General features: G+C 36.4%; 20 protein-coding genes and 1 pseudogene. 9 read left to right on the top strand and 12 right to left on the bottom strand.

Translation table 11 applies throughout. The features are described 5' to 3' along the window. Positions 1-20: 20 nt before the first annotated feature. Together ACOI1C_RS08125 and ACOI1C_RS08120 are read right to left on the bottom strand one after the other, a co-directional pair. Positions 21-644 (bottom strand): GTP pyrophosphokinase, encoded by a 624-nt coding sequence (locus ACOI1C_RS08125; protein WP_422509750.1) that lies wholly within the window; start codon positions 642-644, stop codon positions 21-23. Positions 645-685: 41 nt separating this feature from the next. Next, the gene (locus ACOI1C_RS08120) at positions 686-1,072 is read right to left on the bottom strand and encodes a hypothetical protein (protein WP_422509748.1); all 387 of its coding nucleotides are present in this window, start codon (positions 1,070-1,072) and stop codon (positions 686-688) included. 138 nt (positions 1,073-1,210) lie between these two features. Between ACOI1C_RS08120 and ACOI1C_RS08115 the strand changes: the two genes are divergently transcribed. The 6 genes and pseudogenes from ACOI1C_RS08115 (at position 1,211) to ACOI1C_RS08090 (ending at position 4,650) form a co-directional block, all read left to right on the top strand. Then, the gene (locus ACOI1C_RS08115; RefSeq protein WP_422509746.1) at positions 1,211-1,807 is read left to right on the top strand and encodes a CYTH domain-containing protein; all 597 of its coding nucleotides are present in this window, start codon (positions 1,211-1,213) and stop codon (positions 1,805-1,807) included. A 5-nt stretch (positions 1,808-1,812) separates the two neighbouring features. Beyond that, complete coding sequence (locus tag ACOI1C_RS08110; RefSeq protein ID WP_422509863.1) at positions 1,813-2,436, top strand: lytic transglycosylase domain-containing protein; 624 nt, start codon at positions 1,813-1,815, stop codon at positions 2,434-2,436. Between the two features lie 172 nt (positions 2,437-2,608). Beyond that, positions 2,609-2,917: pseudogene (locus ACOI1C_RS08105) on the top strand (MFS transporter); the annotation flags it as partial. 150 nt (positions 2,918-3,067) lie between these two features. After that, positions 3,068-3,481, top strand: coding sequence for a globin (locus ACOI1C_RS08100; protein WP_422509744.1), 414 nt, complete (start codon positions 3,068-3,070; stop codon positions 3,479-3,481). Next, positions 3,474-4,331 (top strand): ClpXP adapter SpxH family protein, encoded by an 858-nt coding sequence (locus ACOI1C_RS08095; protein WP_422509742.1) that lies wholly within the window; start codon positions 3,474-3,476, stop codon positions 4,329-4,331. The genes ACOI1C_RS08100 and ACOI1C_RS08095 overlap by 8 nt, the downstream gene beginning before the upstream one ends. Before the next feature lie 139 nt (positions 4,332-4,470). Further along, positions 4,471-4,650: a hypothetical protein gene (locus tag ACOI1C_RS08090; protein WP_422509740.1), complete on the top strand. Its 180-nt coding sequence runs from the start codon at positions 4,471-4,473 to the stop codon at positions 4,648-4,650. Positions 4,651-4,857: 207 nt separating this feature from the next. On the opposite strand, the gene pepF is transcribed toward ACOI1C_RS08090, so the two are convergent. Further along, positions 4,858-6,681, bottom strand: a complete 1,824-nt coding sequence (gene pepF / locus ACOI1C_RS08085; RefSeq protein ID WP_422509738.1) for an oligoendopeptidase F — start codon at positions 6,679-6,681, stop codon at positions 4,858-4,860. Between the two features lie 219 nt (positions 6,682-6,900). Between pepF and map the strand changes: the two genes are divergently transcribed. After that, entirely contained in the window at positions 6,901-7,650 is a 750-nt protein-coding gene (gene map, locus ACOI1C_RS08080) for a type I methionyl aminopeptidase (protein WP_422509736.1), read from the top strand. Between the two features lie 371 nt (positions 7,651-8,021). Here the strand turns inward: map and ACOI1C_RS08075 are convergent, their stop codons facing one another. The 4 genes from ACOI1C_RS08075 to mecA all read right to left on the bottom strand — a co-directional run bounded on the left by ACOI1C_RS08075 (position 8,022) and on the right by mecA (position 11,841). Beyond that, positions 8,022-8,159 carry a hypothetical protein gene (locus ACOI1C_RS08075; RefSeq protein ID WP_422509734.1) on the bottom strand — a complete coding sequence of 46 codons (138 nt, stop codon included), beginning with the start codon at positions 8,157-8,159 and terminating at the stop codon, positions 8,022-8,024. 113 nt (positions 8,160-8,272) lie between these two features. Then, entirely contained in the window at positions 8,273-9,466 is a 1,194-nt protein-coding gene (locus ACOI1C_RS08070; protein ID WP_422509732.1) for a competence protein CoiA, read from the bottom strand. Positions 9,467-9,569: 103 nt separating this feature from the next. Continuing rightward, complete coding sequence (gene cls, locus ACOI1C_RS08065; protein WP_422509730.1) at positions 9,570-11,081, bottom strand: cardiolipin synthase; 1,512 nt, start codon at positions 11,079-11,081, stop codon at positions 9,570-9,572. A gap of 67 nt (positions 11,082-11,148) precedes the next feature. Then, a complete protein-coding gene (mecA, locus tag ACOI1C_RS08060) occupies positions 11,149-11,841 on the bottom strand; it encodes an adaptor protein MecA (protein WP_422509728.1) in 693 nt (230 codons plus the stop codon). Between the two features lie 538 nt (positions 11,842-12,379). Here mecA and ACOI1C_RS08055 point away from each other — a divergent pair. Continuing rightward, positions 12,380-13,048, top strand: a complete 669-nt coding sequence (locus ACOI1C_RS08055; protein WP_422509726.1) for a TerC family protein — start codon at positions 12,380-12,382, stop codon at positions 13,046-13,048. A 43-nt stretch (positions 13,049-13,091) separates the two neighbouring features. Here ACOI1C_RS08055 and spxA read toward each other — a convergent pair whose 3' ends face one another. Further along, entirely contained in the window at positions 13,092-13,487 is a 396-nt protein-coding gene (spxA, locus tag ACOI1C_RS08050; protein ID WP_422509724.1) for a transcriptional regulator SpxA, read from the bottom strand. Between the two features lie 840 nt (positions 13,488-14,327). Further along, positions 14,328-14,906, bottom strand: coding sequence for a GNAT family N-acetyltransferase (locus tag ACOI1C_RS08045; RefSeq protein WP_422509722.1), 579 nt, complete (start codon positions 14,904-14,906; stop codon positions 14,328-14,330). Positions 14,907-15,188: 282 nt separating this feature from the next. On the opposite strand from ACOI1C_RS08045, the gene ACOI1C_RS08040 reads away from it, so the two are divergent. Then, a complete protein-coding gene (locus tag ACOI1C_RS08040; RefSeq protein WP_422509720.1) occupies positions 15,189-15,380 on the top strand; it encodes a hypothetical protein in 192 nt (63 codons plus the stop codon). Positions 15,381-15,429: 49 nt separating this feature from the next. Here the strand turns inward: ACOI1C_RS08040 and ACOI1C_RS08035 are convergent, their stop codons facing one another. From ACOI1C_RS08035 to ACOI1C_RS08025, 3 genes are all read right to left on the bottom strand, one after another. After that, entirely contained in the window at positions 15,430-16,638 is a 1,209-nt protein-coding gene (locus ACOI1C_RS08035) for a putative glycoside hydrolase (protein ID WP_422509719.1), read from the bottom strand. Between the two features lie 344 nt (positions 16,639-16,982). After that, positions 16,983-17,918 carry an ABC transporter ATP-binding protein gene (locus tag ACOI1C_RS08030; RefSeq protein ID WP_422509717.1) on the bottom strand — a complete coding sequence of 312 codons (936 nt, stop codon included), beginning with the start codon at positions 17,916-17,918 and terminating at the stop codon, positions 16,983-16,985. Next, positions 17,911-18,990 (bottom strand): ABC transporter ATP-binding protein, encoded by a 1,080-nt coding sequence (locus ACOI1C_RS08025; RefSeq protein ID WP_422509715.1) that lies wholly within the window; start codon positions 18,988-18,990, stop codon positions 17,911-17,913. Before ACOI1C_RS08025 ends, ACOI1C_RS08030 begins: the two co-directional genes overlap by 8 nt. Between the last annotated feature and the right edge of the window lie 11 nt (positions 18,991-19,001).

Here is a 19,001-nt window from a genome sequence, read left to right as displayed (position 1 = left end):
TGTCGCCCACCCTCCTTTTTTTAAGAGTCTTGTTTTCTGGAGAAAACTGCTTGTGCCTCTTGTATTTCATCACGAATAAGTGACATTTCTTCATCTAGTCGAAAAGCAGCCTCTGCTGCTCGTTGCAATCGTTGAAGAATTTTAGGTGGTATTTGTCCACTATATTTATAATGTAACGAGTGCTCGATCGTTGCCCAAAAGTTCATAGATAATGTTCTAATCTGTATCTCCACTAATATGTTTTTCTCACCATTCAGTGTATCAACCGGATAGCGAACGACTAAGTGAAACGAACGATAACCGCTCTCTTTCTTTTGGGAGATATAATCTCTTTCCTCCACAATGACAAGGTCCTTACGTTTGCGTAAAAGCTCGACCACTGTTTTGATGTCCTCTACAAACTGACACATCATTCGGACACCAGCAATATCCTGCATTTCATCCTCTAACCTTGTCAAGTCAATCTTTTTTCGTATGGCTTTATCAAGAATACTCGGGATTGGCTTCACTCTACCTGTTACAAATTCAATCGGTGAGTGAAGTGAATTCTGTTCGAATTGGGCACGAATACCTTTAAATTTGATTTTTAATTCATCAACTGCTTGCTCATAGGGAGCTAAAAACACATCCCAGTTCTCTATCATAAAACCACCGCCACTAAAGTCTACATGTTGTTAATACTCTTCTATTTAGTTGATTGATCAGTGCCTAGGAAAATTTTTTCTACCTCGTTTACCATCTCGTCACCGTAATTGGCATTCCCTTTTATATTGCTGCTTAAGTATAAAAGTTCTTCCACTATTTCTACTAATTCTAGTTTTTGGTTATTGAACACTACCATCACTGTTGAACGATCTGTTATCGCCTTTTGTAAGTCTCTCCAATACTCTCTTGAAATGGATACATACATATAATCAGTAGATGTTTCTAGTATGTAAATAAAAGCAAGTCTCTTTGAATCAGCTAACATTCTTCCTGTTGGTGTTAGAGCTTCGTCCACATCACTATTCGAAGAAAGTAAGAGTTTCCCATTATTCCACTCTACTTTTTCTATTATAATTTTTGTACTCATACTTGTACTCCTTCTTAAATAAATCTAGTTATAAATTCTAAATATATTTTACCATAAAAAGCCTACCAACATTAACAAACAGGATATAGTATAATAAGAAATATATGAATACGTTCGAGAGATGAGGAGTCATAATTAATGAACCAAGAAATAGAGATTGAGTTTAAAAACTTACTAGTAAAAGAAGAATTTCAGTTCTTGCTTAATGAATACTCCCTTACTGAAAATCGGTTTACCTTACAGCAAAATCATTATTTTGATACAGCAACATTCGATCTTAAAAGTAACGGTGCTGCACTTCGAATTCGCCATAAAAATGGTGTCTATACATTAACACTAAAACAGCCTATTGAAGAAGGTATTCTTGAAACACATCAAGTTTTAACCGAACAGCAAGCAATGGGCATGTTATCAGGTGGAACTCTTCTTGATGGGGATATACAGAATATTATAAAAGCACTTCAAATTGATTCGGCAAAGATTGTACACTTTGGTACACTCGAAACAAATCGTGCAGAAATACACGACTTAGACGGAATACTTGTCTTTGACCATAGCCGTTATTTAAACCAAGATGATTATGAACTAGAATATGAGGTACAGGATTTTAAACATGGACAAGAGAAATTCCTTGCATTCCTTCATAAGCACGGTATTCCTATTAGAACGACTGAGAATAAGATCAAACGATTTTTCAATGCAAAACTGTCTAGCAAAGAGGTGGAAAAAATATGAATAACATGAATATTAGTCAGATGAAAATGATGTTAGAAATTCAGGCACTTCGTAATTTTTCTGAAACAACAGCACCTGGACAAAATGATACGACTTTATTTCAAGAACTCTTTTCCAAGCTAATGTCTGAAGGACTCTCCACTACCAAAGATGCTTTATCCTCTCTTCCTAATGCAGTTGAAAAAATAACATCTAGCCTACCTAGTATGGAGTCATTAAAAAATGCACTCCCTCCTATTCAATTAGGAAATATGGAAGAAATGATTCAACAAGCTGCAAAAAAATATAATGTTGACCCAAAGTTAATTAAAGCTGTCATTAAAAATGAATCTAATTTTAACCCAAATGCAGTCAGCCACGCTGGTGCAAGTGGACTCATGCAATTAATGCCATCTACTGCCAAAAGCCTGGGAGTCAAAAATATGTTTGATCCTGCTCAAAACATCGAGGGTGGAACAAAATATTTGCGTAATATGCTAGACCGTTATGATGGCAACACAAAGCTCGCACTTGCAGCCTATAATGCGGGTCCTGGAAATGTGGATAAATATGGTGGTATTCCTCCATTTAAAGAAACACAAAACTATGTAAAAAAAGTTACGAATACGTATAGTCAATTAAACGTTTAGGGTTCCCTCATGGGAGTCCCTTTTTTTTTACAAAAAAATGATGGAGGTTTTAATTATCGACAAAAAAGGAATAGTAAAAGAATAAGGGAGGTCGTCAATATGTCAAATTATAAACAAAAAATGATAGAAAGTGTTCCACAATCAGATTTCTACTGACATCCATCGGGCTTATTCACTAGTAAACCCCTTATGGCTTTTACTCAGTTATTTCATTGTTGTATTAGGAGAATTACTTTTATCACCTGTAGGTCTTTCAGCGACCACAAAATTGGCTCCTGCTGCCTTCTCCGCACAAACAATGAGTGTTTGGTTTTTATCCAGTGCTGCTGCACAGGCCATTAATGCGCAGATTGTTCAGCTTTATACAGTTGTGAACGAGATGTCGTATTTTGGAGTGATTGGTGGAGCATCGATCCTGCTTAGTATTCTTCTCTTTATTCTTTCGTCAAAGATCCATGTATATATGAGGGGCGTGAGGTAATTCACTTTTTAGCAGATGGAAATAGATGCATAAGTCACTTTATTTGAAGATTGAAGATATGGTTGTTAAAATAAAGAACGACACATTAACTTTAACTGTGCTGAAATCCCAACAATGTAGCTTTCGTACACATAAAAGGAGTTTATTTATATGACAGATCAAGAGCATTTTACTACCCCTTTTCATGCTATTGGAGGTGATGAGGTAATCTCTCGTTTAGTAGATGCCTTTTATAAAAGAGTAGGAAATCACCCTGATCTATTTCCTATTTTCCCTGATGACTTGACTGAAACAGCCCGGAAACAAAAACAATTTCTAACCCAATATTTAGGTGGACCACAGCTTTATACAACTGAACACGGGCACCCAATGATGCGTGCACGCCATATGCCTCATGAAATTACGCCAAAACGGGCAAATGCATGGTTACAATGCATGAGTGATGCAATGGATGAGATTGGTTTGGAAGGTCATTTTCGGAAGGAATTAAATCAACGGTTAGTTTTAACAGCACAACATATGATTAACACTCCGGATACAAAGGAGGAAATATTCCGTGATTGATCGTCAAGGTCGTTCAGCATGGCACGAATGCGGGAAGAAGCCTCTTGAGATTTATGTCTTTATTGACCCACTATGTCCAGAATGCTGGGCTCTTGAACCGATTTTGAAGAAGTTGCAAATTGAATATGGAAAGTACCTCTCCATTCGACACGTTGTGAGTGGTCGTCTCGCTTCATTAAATTTAAGGAAGGGCACTCTTAATGGAAGTCTTGCTGATGTTTGGGAAAAAACAGCAAGTCGGTCTGGGATGTCATGTGACGGAGATATATGGCTAGAAAATCCAATATCCACACCCTATATAGCTTCTATTGCCATAAAGGCAGCTGAACTACAAGGAAGAAGAGTTGGATTGAGATTTTTGAGAAAGCTTCAAGAGCTTTTATTCTTACAAAAACAAAATATATCGGATGAAACTGTATTAATAGAATGTGCTAAAAGTGTTGGTCTTGATGTGGATGAACTCATCAAGGATTTACATTCAGAGAGTGCTGCGAGAGCCTTTCAATGTGACTTAAAAATCACAATTGACATGGAAGTCGACAAGATTCCGACCCTCGTCTTCTTTAACGAAAATTTTGAAGAAGCAGGAATGAAGGTTACTGGCTGTTATCCTTATGATGTGTATGTGAGAATTATTCAAGACCTCCTGCAGGATATTCCTGATCCAGCTCCTCCTCCTCCGCTCGAAATATTTCTACAATACTTTAAGTTTGTTGCAACAAAAGAAATCTCAGTTGTTTATAATTTACCAGTCAATGAAGTTGAAAAAGAAATGAAAAAGCTGTTACTCAAACAAAAAGTAGAAGTTGTCCCAGTTAAATATGGAACATTTTGGAGATATTTAGGTTGAAAAGGACTTGGTGTTTAATGCCAAGTTCTATTTTTTATGGATGATATTCCAGCAAACCCAATAATTATTTCACTTTATATTTCTTTTCCTGTCCCATTTGGCATATACATGGAACAACATACACCATGGAGGGTTAGATATGAAATGGAAACTCACCTTTGCCATCGTAGCATTTATTATGGCCTTATACTTTCAGATTCTTGGAATGTTAAACCTAGTTCCAATTATTCTGACAACCCCAGTTTTATTCCTCGTTATATTCTTAATTATGTATGTAGTAAATAATCGAAATCGTTTTAAAGGCTATACGCGAAACTAAGAGGTGCAGACATGCACCTCTTAGTTTTTTTTGTTGAGTGTAATGATTCCTGTTTACGCATTTGCGAGAGCTCTGATACCTTATCACACATGTAATGTTGGGCTTGGGGCATCATTTCCCAATAATATAATACCCCTATCAAACATATCTTTTCATTAGAAAAAGGATTGGGAAATCCCAATCCTTTTAATGCATTTCACTAAAAAATTATTTTAATCCCTCTAGCAACTGCTCCATCTCTGTTAACTTTTCTTCAAATACTTTCAACGCTAACTCGATCGGCTCTGCAGAAGTCATGTCCACTCCCGCTTTCTTCAATACCTCGATTGGGTAGTCTGAGCTTCCTGCTTTAAGAAACTCGATATAACGATCTACCGCTGGCTGACCTTCTTCAAGAATTTGCTTGGATAGAGCTGATGCTGCACTAAAACCTGTTGCATATTGATAAACATAGTAGTTGTAATAAAAATGAGGAATTCTAGACCACTCTAAGCCAATCTCCTCATCAATCACAATTTCATCGCCGAAATACTTCTTGTTTAACTCATAATACATGCTCGTTAATAAATCAGGAGTTAGGGCTTCTCCTTCTTGAGCCTTTAAATGAATACTGTGCTCAAATTCAGCAAACATCGTTTGACGGAAAACTGTACCACGGAAACCTTCTAGATAGTGGTTCAATAGGTATAAACGCTTCTTCTCGTCGTCAATTGTTTTGAGCAGATAATCATTTAATAGGTTCTCGTTACATGTTGAAGCAACCTCTGCAACGAAAATTGAATAATTGCCATAGACAAATGGTTGTGTTTTCCTTGTGTAATAGCTGTGCACAGAGTGACCAAATTCATGTGCTAATGTGAACAGATTATTCACATTGTCCTGCCAGTTCATGAGGATATACGGATTTGTACCATATACTCCAGACGAATAGGCACCACTCCGCTTCCCTTTATTTTCATGGACATCAACCCAACGATTCTCGTAGGCTTCCTTGAGAATGCTTTGATACTCCTCGCCAAGTGGGGCCAGTCCGTGTAATACATGATCCATTGCTTCTTCATAGCTTATCTCCATCTTCACTTCTTTCACTAGTGGCGTATAGAGGTCATACATATGAATTTCATCTAATCCTAACACCTTTTTTCGCAATGACACATAGCGATGAAGTAGATGAAGATTGTCATTCACAGTATTAACTAGGTTCTCATATACTTGTTCAGGGATAGTATTGTTACTTAGTGCTGCAGCACGGGCTGATTTGTAATTTCTTACACGTGCATAGAAGTTATCCTTCTTCACTGTTCCTGAAAGCGTGCTTGCAAATGTATTTTTGTACTTCCCGTATGTTTCGTAAACCGCTTTAAAGGCTTCTTCTCTAACTCGCTGATCTCCACTTTCTAGGAAACGTATATAGCGGCCATGAGTAATCTCAATTTCTTCCCCGTTTTCGTCTTTTACAGAAGGAAATTTTAAATCTGCATTATTTAACATACCAAATGTGGTACTTGCAGCACCTGTAACGTCTGAAACTTCAGCAAGTATTGCTTCTTCCTTCGCTGATAAGACATGAGGTCTTGTTCGCGTGATTTCCTCAATGGCATGCTCATATACCTTAAGCTCAGCCTTTTCAGCTAGGAATGACTTTACTTTTTCCTCATCAAGGGCTAAAATTTCAGGTACAACATAAGCTAATGCACTTGAAATTTGCGTATATAGGTTGGCAGCTCGATCGTTCAATCCTTGATAATGAGAATTTGTAGTATCTTGGTCATATCTCATATGAGCATATGTATACACCTTACCCATTCTCATCAACAGTTCATCTTGATAGGTAAGCAACTCTAGAAAAGTGGTAGAAGATTCACCAAGCTTCCCTTGAAACTCACCAGCCTTTGAAATCATTGCTTTTATTTCTTTAAACCCTGCTTCCCATAAATCATCAGTGGCAAATATATCTTCTAATTTCCAAGTGTCTTCCGAGCGTACTTCACTTCTCGTAGGCAGCGATTTTGTTGCTGTTTTTTCAGCCATTTTAAATAGGACCCCCGATACTTTTTATATTGTTTTGACAGTCGAAATATTTGTCTATCATAATTATTCGATAATCATCAATTTATTTCCTCTTTTTTTCCACATATAATAGTTTTTACGTGGAACTTTTTTTTATCCGTCTTGACATGCACGATATAATAAGGAAAGTGAAGTTCCTATGATACTTTTGATAAATACTGATATTAAGGACGTGAATATATGATTACAATTAAAACTGAGAGAGAAATTGAATTAATGCATAAAGCAGGGGCATTGCTTGCCACTTGCCATAAAGAGCTTGCAAAACTAATCAAACCTGGAATCACGACCCAACAGATTGACGAGTTTGTGGAGGATTTCTTAACTAAAAATGGTGCGACTCCTGAGCAGAAAGGGTTTCGTGGCTATGAATACGCAACCTGTGCATCGATTAACGACGAAATCTGTCATGGCTTTCCACGAAAAGAATCCTTAAAGGAAGGTGACCTTGTAACAATCGATATGGTTGTAAATTTAAATGGGGGTTTAGCCGATTCTGCTTGGACTTATGCCGTTGGAGAAATACCTGAAGCATCAACCAAACTAATGGAAGTAACAAAAAAGGCTCTTTACGTTGGTATCGAGAAAGCTGTCGCAGGCAATAGAATCGGCGACATAGGTCACGCCATTCAAACCTATGTAGAAGCAGAAGGTTTTTCTGTTGTTAGGGATTTCATTGGTCATGGCATTGGCCCAACCTTACATGAAGAGCCTCAAGTGCCACACTTTGGATTACCAAACCGCGGTCCGCGATTAAAGGAAGGTATGGTTATTACAATTGAGCCGATGGTTAACATAGGAACTTGGCATTCTCAGATGGACGCAAATGGCTGGACAGCTAGAACATTTGACGGCTCTCTATCTGCACAATACGAGCACACCATTGCCATAACTAAGAATGGGCCCATTATTTTGACTGAGCAGCACTGAGGAGTAGCCTAGCTTCGGTTATCTTAGGATAAATGTTAATTTGTAATCCAGCGACATTTATAGTAAAAACGATGCGATATTGCCAGAAATATACACTAATTATGAAGGAAATCCACTGTTGGTTATGTGGTTTTCCTTTTTTTCACCTTTATGTGTGTCAAAGAGGACTATATTTGCTACCATGTTCAAAAAAGTTTTTTATCGTCGATTATTTCGGCGATTATTCCATTTAATCAGCGATAAGAGATTTCTTCCCTTATATCATACTTTCCACTGCAAGCACGGAAAACAAATCTATCTTTTAAAACCAATCCTCCATCCCAAAAAACAAACTGCCGAGAATAGAATATCTCGGCAGTCAAAAACCCACGTTATTGGAATATTTCCGGTGTATCTGTAACGAAATCATTCTTCTCGTTATGCATACCTTGACCATTTTTCCTGTTTGACATCGAGCGTGTGACACCGTAAGCTACAACACCTGCTCCAACCATCGCAAGAGTTGTCATCGCTATTCCTTTTTTTCGTCTTTTCAGTGTACTCAGTCCCTTCACTTAGAGTTGAGTATAAGATTCCCCAGGTGAAATTGAACTATACTCAGGCGAAAAACAATTACCATACATCACATCTCCCGCTTCTTTTCCTTCAACATGAGTAACAATCGCTGATCCTCCAAGAGGGCCTCCTCTATTTGTGAAGGAAACTGGCAGTTCCTCATCTTTTGAAATGTTTTTTTATCGATATACATCAATAGTCCAGTATCAACTAAACGGTCTAAATACTCCATTATGGCAAAAGAATAATGACTATTCGTAATAAGTGGAAGCTCTTTAACAAAAAATAGCTGACTTTTCTTCTTCATCTTAATAAAGTGATAAACGGATTGGAATGAAAATTGACTGTAGGTAGGAAGGGTTTCAATATACTCTAGGAGAATCCAGGATTGCCAAATCATGGGGGATGTTTGAATCCAATACATGGAAGGGACTGGAATTCCAACTTCAGAAGGTATTAAGCTTGGATAAATCTGTTTTAAATACAAGAAATTTAATAGCTTCTTCATACTATGAGATGGAAATTGGGTGCAATTTAAACGCCAACTCTTCTTCATATCAAGCCAAGCATCGATTGGATAAACCATATTACTCACTTGATTCTGTAAGCTTGTGAGAGATCGTTCGTGAGGGGATATGATATCTAGAGTTGCGATAACGGTGCTTGAAGTAAGGGGAACAATTTCGTGTAGGATTAGAAATTTCTTTATCTCCGGGCAGTAATATAGGAGACTCGGTTTTTTATTTATAAGTTTTGTGAACATCCAATCAAATGTAGAGAGGGTAAATCGGTTGTTTGACGTTTGTTTCAGTCTTTTTCCACCTAGAATCCAAAGCGGGCTAAAACCATTTAGGATATAGTTTTCGGTTCGCTCTTTGAATCTATTGGAATCCAATGCTGAGCATTGAAATTCAATGGTGTATTGGTACTTTTGATTACACACAAACAAATCTGGTCGTTGCTTTACCTTTTTAAAATATGGTTCAAGCTCTGGAGAATATCCTTGATGGGTTAGCCATTCATATAGCTGAACCTTCCCCTCTAAATGGTAAGCCGATTCTCCTTCAGAGAATGAATCACAATCACTTTTTTTCACGTGTGCGAAATGCGGTATTCGATGGTTTCCGATTCTTAATAGGACTGTCTTCTTACAGCTCGGGCACAGGAATGTTTCACTCTCTCTTAGACCTAATAAAGAATCCTTCGCCCATACACCATTCATCGAGAACATTCTTCCTTTTTCATTATGAGCAACTAGCACTTCAATTCATCAGCTCCTTTTTTTTACATCCTACTTAATTCTTCCTTGATTTCAATAATCCTGCTTAAAACTAGAAAAAAAGCAATTCAATCAAGAATTACTTTTACAATAAGGGTGATAGCAATTTAGATAATGATTCAACTATTCGTTGCATGAGTGTTCTCTTGATGAACACCTCGTAGTCAATTTTTGCCGAGTGCTGCAGATCAAGCTGAAATTCTTTAACTAATACATCGATACTGCTACATTGATATAAGAAAGCATTGACCTCAAAATTTAAGTGAAAGCTTCTCATGTCCATGTTTGAGGTACCAATGGAGGCTAGAACTTCATCAATAATGAGGAACTTGCTATGCATAAACCCTTTTTCATACTCATATACACCAACTCCAGCTTCTATTAGTTCGAGAAAATAAGAACGAGATGCATAAAAAACAATTTTTTTATCAGGACGACTTGGTACGATAATTTTTACATCAATACCACCTAAAGCGGCAACTTTTAAGGCTGTAAGTATGTCCATGTCAGGAATTAAATAAGGGGTGGCAATCCAAATTGACTTTTTTGCAGTAGATATCATTTCAAAAAAGAGATTTTTGATTACTTCCCATTCATTATCTGGTCCTCCTGCAACAAGCTGTAAGGCCCCATAGCCTTCTCCTTGTTTAATGGAAGGTGTTAGATAGCTAGTTGTTAAAAGAGCCTCACTGGTCATATAATACCAATCCTGTAAGAAGATTAGTTGTAGACTTCTGACTGCTTCCCCCTCTAGAAATAGGTGAGTATCACGCCAGAATCCAAAATATTTATCCTTCCCTAAGTATTCATCCCCAATATTCAAACCACCTACAAACCCTTTTATCCCATCCACCACAATAATTTTTCGGTGATTACGAAAGTTGACTTTATGATTGAGGAAAGGAAGTCTCACAGGAAAAAAAGGAACCATTTCAACGCCGGCAGCTCTTAAATCAGTAATATACTTTTGGGACAATCTCCAGCTACCAACCGCGTCAAATAGAAAACGCACCTTTACGCCCTTTTTTGCTTTTTCCATAAGTATATCTTTAATTTCACGGCCAATTTCATCATCTTTTACTATGTAATATTCCATATGTATATGATGCTTCGCATTGTTTAATTCTTGTACTATTTTTGAAAATGTCTCTTCCCCATTCGTAAGTACCTCAGAATAGGTTTTTGATGATACTGGACTCTTACTTAATCGGCTAGCAAGGGTATACAGCCTTTTATGATGATCTTCAAAGAATTCTATGCCTTCTAAAGTTTCAAAACGGTTACCCTCGATTTTTAAAAAGGTATTCTCATCAATGATTGCTTTCTTTTGAAAAATTTTCTTCTTTCTAAAATTCCTACCGAACATCATATAAAAAATAAAACCGAGAACGGGAAAAGCACCAAGAACGAATAGCCACGTAATTGTTTTGGTAGGATGACGATTTTCAAGGAAAATAACGAAGCCTATTAAAACAGCAAGTATGGTGAACAAAATGCTAATTGCACCTAGTAACTGCTGACCAGTGAAAGTTTGGATTGAGTAAACCGAAAAGAAAGTAAATGTAATAAAAACGAAAACCTGTAACGTTTGTTTCATACCTTTCCCTCTTTCCATTAATTTAAAAATAAAGTGTAAAAAAACCGATTCCTTCAAATGGAATCGGCTAAGGTTTTGGAGTAAAATGCTTACGCAAAATTTCAAATGTTCGTTCTGCAATGATTACTTTTCCATATTCCTCAATGCGATGGATGGTTAATTGGCTTTCATAACCATATTCAAGTAATAAACTGAGTGTATTGTCGAGATGCTCTTCCTCTATATCTTCCATAAAATCCACATATAGAAAGTAGCGGTTCTCATAGAGAAAAAGTTTATCTGAAATAACCTGTTGTAGATCTAATCTGTGACTCAATGATATTACATCCTCAAAATCTGCGAAGCGTATGATGAATTGAAGTGAGTCAGTTTCCTCTATTTCTTCTATTTGAGAATCATCAGATACATTACGTTTTGTTTGAAAATGCTGATCAAGAAGAGATTCGATCTTATCATCGACAGGAAGATCAATCGTTTTATCGTCAGATAAGGAAAGTTCGATCTTTTGACCGTCTTTAGATAATTGAGCTTTTGTAACAACAACCTCAATTCCCTTATCAAGTGCTTGAACTTGTATCCAAAGTGGTCCCTCTACAGAAAATTCTTCTTTATGATGAACTTCATCCATCATCTCCCAGAAAAGTTCTTCACTTCTTTCCCTGTTGTACCAAATTTCCTCGCGGTCAAAGCCTCGATCTTCTATATCACCGTAGGTTATATAAAACTTTACAGTATGTTCATTAATCCGTTCAATTTCCATCCTTCAACTCTCCCTTCTCATTTAAACGACTGAAGGGACATAACCCCCAGAGCGAAGTGCTCTAATTTCTAGTTTTAAAAATTATTTCTTAATTTAGTTTCATACCCTAGCTCCAGTTCCTAACTTCCCGAGTTCATATAACCTCGAACTAAAAAATGTAAGATATCGTCTTGAAGTTCGAGAACATCTGCATTTCGAGGTTGAACATGTGCTCGTGCATTTCTTATCAATGTACCCATTTTTTTAGTGTATCAATCTTATCACATACACTTTACGCTATCCACTGAGAACAATTATTCAATCACAAGGAATATTTTCAACCTTGTACTTCTATTTTATGATAAATATCTTGATTAGGGAAATAAAAACACCTATTTTTTAAAAAACAAACGTATGCCTATCCATCGGAAAAAATACGTATCTGTTAAAAAATTTAGGGCAGCCTTTTACCTGTTTACAGCCCTTGTTTTCATTGACAGGTTGTCTAATTAATTCTATATTTAGGAAGTCAATCAAAAAAACGGTAAGGGTGTTTTAGATGGAATTAGAATTTTTGACTGCACTACTACTAATTATAGGAATTGATATTGTACTTGGGGGAGATAATGCCATTGTTATTGCATTAGCAAGTAGAAACCTCCCAGACTCACAACGAAACAAGGCTATTTTCTTAGGGACTGGCCTTGCGATTGTGGTTAGAATTATCTTAACGGTTCTAGCAGTCTATTTGTTACAAATACCTTATCTACAATTAGTTGGTGGACTTCTATTAATTTTTATTGCTTATAAACTTCTAGTAGATAACGAGAATGATACTGCGAATGTAAATGCGGCTTCGACACTCAGTGCAGCTGTAAAGACGATAGTGTTTGCTGATATCGTAATGGGGTTTGACAATGTCATTGCCGTTGCAAGTGCAGCACACGGGAACATTTACCTAGTTGCGATTGGTTTACTTGTATCTGTACCGATCATTATTGGGGGAAGCAAGCTAATCTTATACTTAATGGAACGCTTTTCAGCGCTAGTTTATGTAGGCGGAGGGATTTTAGCCTTTACGGCTGGTAGTACAATTACGCATGAGCCTAGACTACTATTATTCTTCGAAAACTATGAAACAGTAAAAGACGGGTTGCCTATTTTAACCGTAGCATTCGTTTTAATTGCAGGATATATAGTGAATATCCTAAAAAAACAAAGACATTAAATAAAAAATTCTACAACAATTGTTGTAGAATTTTTTATTAAGCTTAGTTCACTAAGCGTTGTGCTTCTCTTAGTTGGAATGTCCGAACTCTTCTTGGTAGAAATCTTCTGATTTCATCCTCGTTATACCCTACTTGTAGACGCTTCTCATCAATTATAATGGGCCTTCTTAATAACCCCGGGTTTTGTTGGATGAGTGAGTATAGTTGTTGTAAGGGTAAAGATTCTACATTTATATCTAGCTTCTGAAAAACTTTAGAACGAGTAGAAATAATTTCATCTGTCCCATCCTCAGTCATTCGAAGGATTTCTTTGATTTCTTTAATAGAAAGAGGCTCTGACATGATATTTCTTTCTGTATAACCAATATCATGTTCTTCTAACCATAACTTCGCTTTGCGACATGATGTACAACTTGGTGATGTATATAATGTAACCATTAATACTTCACTCCCTTATTTATAGTAAACACCTAATTTGATTAATAATGATTTTCATACTTACTTTACAATAAGTACTAAATAGAAATCTTTATATTTAATATTATATACGAAGAAACACAAAATTAACAGTGATTTTCTTGACTATTTTTGACTTTTTAATGACGCTTTTTCATCACCTTCTTCTTTTAAGAATTTATATGTATATATGAATATACGTTTCAATAGGTCAAAAGGTTGCATGTTTATTGTTCTTTTCCCAAAAATGAAGAGTAGTAAACATCTCTTTGTCACAAATTAGCTACATCTTATATTGAAGGCGCATTACTTTTTTAAATAAGGCTGTTTTTGTAAACTTTATTGCTACTAAGCAAAAAAATTAGTGGTTGATTTCGAGGGCGTTGAAAAAGTCCGCTTTTTAAAAAAAGTATGTGTTAAATTTACCTGTTGATTTCCGCTACAGGATGTACCTGTCCCACTGTTCTAAGCAGGAGTTTCTCACCTTCTGCTCCAATCAACATATACTCCCTAAATTAGCTCGTTTTTCGAGAGTATCTACTATTTCAGTGGCTTCGTTAATTTCGACGTATTGCTTTAACAAAACTCCTATTGAACAAAAGGCGCAAGCGCCCCGGTTAGCCTAAAGCGCAAGCAAATGTTCCTGAAAGATAAAAAGTGTGATATTTCCATTAAATCCTTTTAGGTTATTTTGATCTAAGTCGGTCTGGGTGCTTGAGCTGGATTCAGATGCACCCACCATATAAATTCATATACTATAAAAAAACAACAATCTTCTAGGAAAGAGCCGTGAACTATTCCCAAACCTGTTCAACGTCCTCTTCAAAGATTTTTTAATATATCAGTTGTTGCCTTTTCATCTTCATGTATTGATAAAACTTTATCCACATTTTCATAGGCTTCACCGTATATTTGTTTATCTTTATATGTGTGGATCATTTCGTAGGTTTTTTTCATCCCCTCATATATAACTCCTTCACTTTCTTCTGTAGGAGACCAATATAGAATCTCCATTGGATTTATTTCATTCGTAGCTAGAGAACGTCTCTTATAGCCAATAGAACTAGCATGTAAAAAATCGGCACGTTTGTAAAAGTGCAGCCTCTTTTCTGAATCAGTATCCACGTAGTTTATTGGCTCTACTTCAAGAATAATTGGTTTCTGCTTTTGCTTCAGCATATCAATTAGTTTATTACCAAGTCCATGACCTCTTGCGTCCTTCGAAACAAATAAGTAATCAATAAAAATAAAGTTATCTAATTCTGCAAACATTAATACATGGTTTGACCCTTCATTTTTATGGTATATGTCACCTCTTTCTTCTAATAATATATCCATATGTTCTTTTGATTTCATTTCTTCGACAGGGAAATATTGATTTAACTTTTCATACCAATTCATTAAATGACTCCTTTTTTCCTGATTTTTTTTCTAATAGATTGTAACAGTATTTATGAACTACTTAAATTAACTGCTATGATGTAAAATGGTCTTGGAACGAAGTGTTTCTTCCCTTATATGTTTTACAAACTTAAGGGAGTGGAAAACATATTTGATAAAACATTCCAAAATATTCATACTTGTTCCTAGAAGTAACATACCCCTCTTTTCAAATGGCTAAACATTTAATACAATAGAGATATAGAATATTCACGTCCTAAAAAATTCGGAGGTACTACCCTTATGTTTTTTGAATATATTCTTGATTTTAGTTTAGTTGCTTTATTAGTGATTGGATTAACAGCCATTATGGGAGTCTTAACGAATGGCATCGGTGAAAAGCTTGCTGGTGGCAAAGGAGATCCTGAAAGCTTTAATCAATCTGCCAAAACTCAAACAGGTTGGAACCAAGTTGGTGGAAGAGTCAAGAAATAAACCTGCATCCTAGGGATGCAGGTTTTTTCTATTTTCTCTCAAATGGTTGTTAGTTCAAGGGTGTATAATCTACATTGGGAGTATATGAGTTTCCAGCATTCCACAATAAAAATTCATTGATACCATTTTCATTCAAGGCTTTAATTTGTGCTTCTACTTCAGCTTTACCATATTTTAAATAGTTGCCCTTACCTAAATACGAAGCAGTGAAATCTTGAATCCAAGGACGTGATATGGGAGAATTATTGAGTTGTTTTAGTTTCTCGTTCTCAACTTTTGAATATTCACTAACTAAACGATACGGTTCGAGATCTGGTTTTGTAATCCCAAAGTATGCTGTCCAATGACTTGGGTATATCATTGAAGAGATAACGTCTACATTCTCTGAGATCTTCGAAAAATTCTGTCCTATACCAGGTGCTTCAGGCAAAGTAGCCGTGTAGCCAAAAATATCTACAGAAACCTTTACATTATACGGCTCTAGCTTCTCTTTTGCATATTTTACAAAGTCAGTAACAGCTTGAACTCGTTTCTGTACATTATCCATCTGAGTATCTTGATAGTCACCTATTCCATAGCTTAACTCGCTATCCCGTTTCTCAAAACCTTCTGGGAACCGAACGTAATCAAATTGTATTTCTTGAAAACCCAGCTTAGCGGATTCGATTGCTATGTTCACATTATGGTCCCAAACCTCTTTTAAGAAAGGATTGACAAAGGATTCCCCACGTCCATTTTTCCACACTTGGCCGTTTTCAACAAAGGACAAATCAGGCCTTTCCTTTGACCAGATACTATCCTTAAATACGACAATCCGTGCTATGGGATATATTTGGTGACCCTCCATAATTTCTAATTTACTTCTTACGTCTTGAATGTACGGTTTACCGATTGAATGAAAGGGTGATGAAGGCTCTGGGATGTAGGTTAGATTGCCCCAATCATCCTTGATATCTATGACCATTGCATTTAAATCAGTGTCATCCATTAGCTTAACCAGTCGGTCGAATCGATCTCCACCTGCTGAATGACCTGTTACGTAAATACCTCTTATAGCATCAGGATATACAAAAGTTAGCCCTGAGTTAAAGGTAAAACGTGAAAGATTCTCGGGGATAACCTTACTTTCAAGAGCCATATCTCTTTCCATATGGTTCAAACTTGTTCTTCCCGTTTCTTCTGCAAAAACAACACTCGACCCAATCATCATACTTATTAAAGTAAAAGCCAAAGTTTTTCTAAGAAGCAATTTCCCCATATTTCAATCTCCCATCTATGTTGATACTCTATTATAAGTCAAAATCCGACAAGTTTGCTTATAATTCTACAATCATTCTTAAGTATTATCACTTTATTTTTTTGTACCTTAACACCATTTATGCTATCTTTTTTAAATTTAGAACAACCTCTAAAGATGAGGAGGGACGAAGATTACCTTTATAAAGAGATTATAAGGTCTATTCACTATTTATTATGAGGGTACATTATAAAGTGTCTCACAAATTCATGATGAATTTTTATGACTTCGCAAATACAAAGAGTGGATAGTCCTCAATAAAAAAGGTCAATTGGCACAAGACCAATCGACCTTTCTTATATAGATTATTTACCAAATTTCGCAGTGTACTGCTTAAATTCTGACTCTGAACAATAAACGAAGTGTCCAGGCTTAATTTCACGCATTGTTGCTTCTTCTACATCATAATTATGTTGATCTGGATCATACATAATACGTTTTCTCGTCTTTTCTGTATCTGGATCTGGTAATGGAATCGCAGATAATAATGAACGGGTATAGGGATGAATTGGATTTGCATACAACTCATCACTTGTAGTAAGTTCAACAATTTTACCACGGAACATAACCGCAATACGATCGCTTATATACTTAACCATCGATAAGTCATGGGCAATAAATAAGTAGGTTAAGCCTTTTTCTTTTTGAAGCTTTTTCAATAGATTCACAACCTGAGCCTGAATCGAAACGTCAAGAGCTGAGATTGGCTCATCTGCAATAATAAATTCAGGATCTACTGCTAAAGCACGAGCAATTCCGATTCGTTGTCTCTGACCACCAGAGAACTCATGTGGATAACGACTTGCATGCTCTTTATTTAGGCCCACTGTCTCAAGAAGCTCGTATACTTTTTCCATACGTTCTTTCTTTGTTTTAGCTAGACCGTGAATATCAATACCTTCAGCAATGATATCTGAAATAACCATACGTGGGTTTAATGATGCATATGGATCCTGGAATATCATTTGCATTTTACGGTTAAATTTTTTCAAATCTGCCTTTGATTTCTTACCATGAACATCAACACCATCATATTTAACATCGCCACCTGTTGCATCATAAAGGCGGATAATTGATCTACCAGTTGTCGATTTACCACAACCAGATTCACCAACAAGTCCGAATGTTTCACCCTTGTAAATATCAAATGTAACACCGTCAACAGCCTTTAGTGTATTCCCTTTACCAAGTCTAAAATGCTGTTGTAGGTTGTTAATTTCAAGTAATTTTTGATTACTCATTACGGCCACCTTCTTTCACACTAACAGCAGGTTTTTTACTACCAAAAGAACGTTTCTCCCTCATGCGTTGAACAGTAATAGGAGGTTCAACCTTTGGAGCATCTGGATGTAAAAGCCATGTTGAAGCATAGTGAGTGTCAGAAACCTTAAACATTGGTGGCTCTTGCTCCAAGTCAATCTGCATTGCATATTCATTACGTGGAGCAAATGCATCACCTTTTGGCGGTACTAGTAAATCGGGAGGTGAACCAGGAATAGCATATAGTTCATGATCTCCTGATTCTAAGCTAGGCATAGAGCTTAATAATCCCCAAGTGTATGGATGCTGAGGATTATAGAAAATTTCTTCAGACGTACCGATCTCAATAATTTTCCCACCGTACATAACCGCTACACGATCAGCCATGTTTGCTACAACTCCAAGATCATGAGTGATAAATATAATGGATGTTTCTGTTTTTTGTTGTAAATCTTTCATTAATTCTAATATTTGAGCCTGAATCGTTACATCTAGTGCAGTCGTAGGTTCGTCTGCAATTAGAACCTTAGGGTTACATGCTAGAGCAATTGCAATAACAACACGCTGTCTCATCCCGCCAGAAAATTGGTGAGGATACTGATTTAAACGAACTTCAGCTTGAGGAATTCCAACTAGACGTAACAATTCAAGAGAACGCTCTTTAGCCGCTGAACGACTTACCTTTTGATGCTTTAGAATACCTTCCATGATCTGATGTCCAATTTTCATCGTGGGATTTAAAGAAGTCATTGGATCTTGAAAAATCATTGAAATTTCAGAACCACGAAGTCCTTGCATCTGCTTATCAGATAATTTAACAATATCTTTACCATCAAATAAAATTTGACCCTCTTTATACTTACCTGGAGGTGTTGGAATAAGTTTCATTATTGATTTTGCTGTAACTGATTTACCTGAACCAGACTCTCCAACAATTGCAAGGGATTCCCCTTTGTATAAATCAAAGCTTACACCACGTACTGCTTTTACTTCCCCAGCATACGTGTCAAAAGAGATGTGTAAGTCTTTTACTTCTAATACTTTCTCTGTCATCTCTTCCACCT

This window comes from Bacillus sp. DJP31, assembly GCF_049310945.1.
In the GTDB taxonomy this organism is placed as follows: domain Bacteria; phylum Bacillota; class Bacilli; order Bacillales; family SA4; genus Bacillus_BS.
Note: the sequence above shows the minus strand (reverse complement) of the source record. Positions and strands in the feature narration are given on the sequence as shown.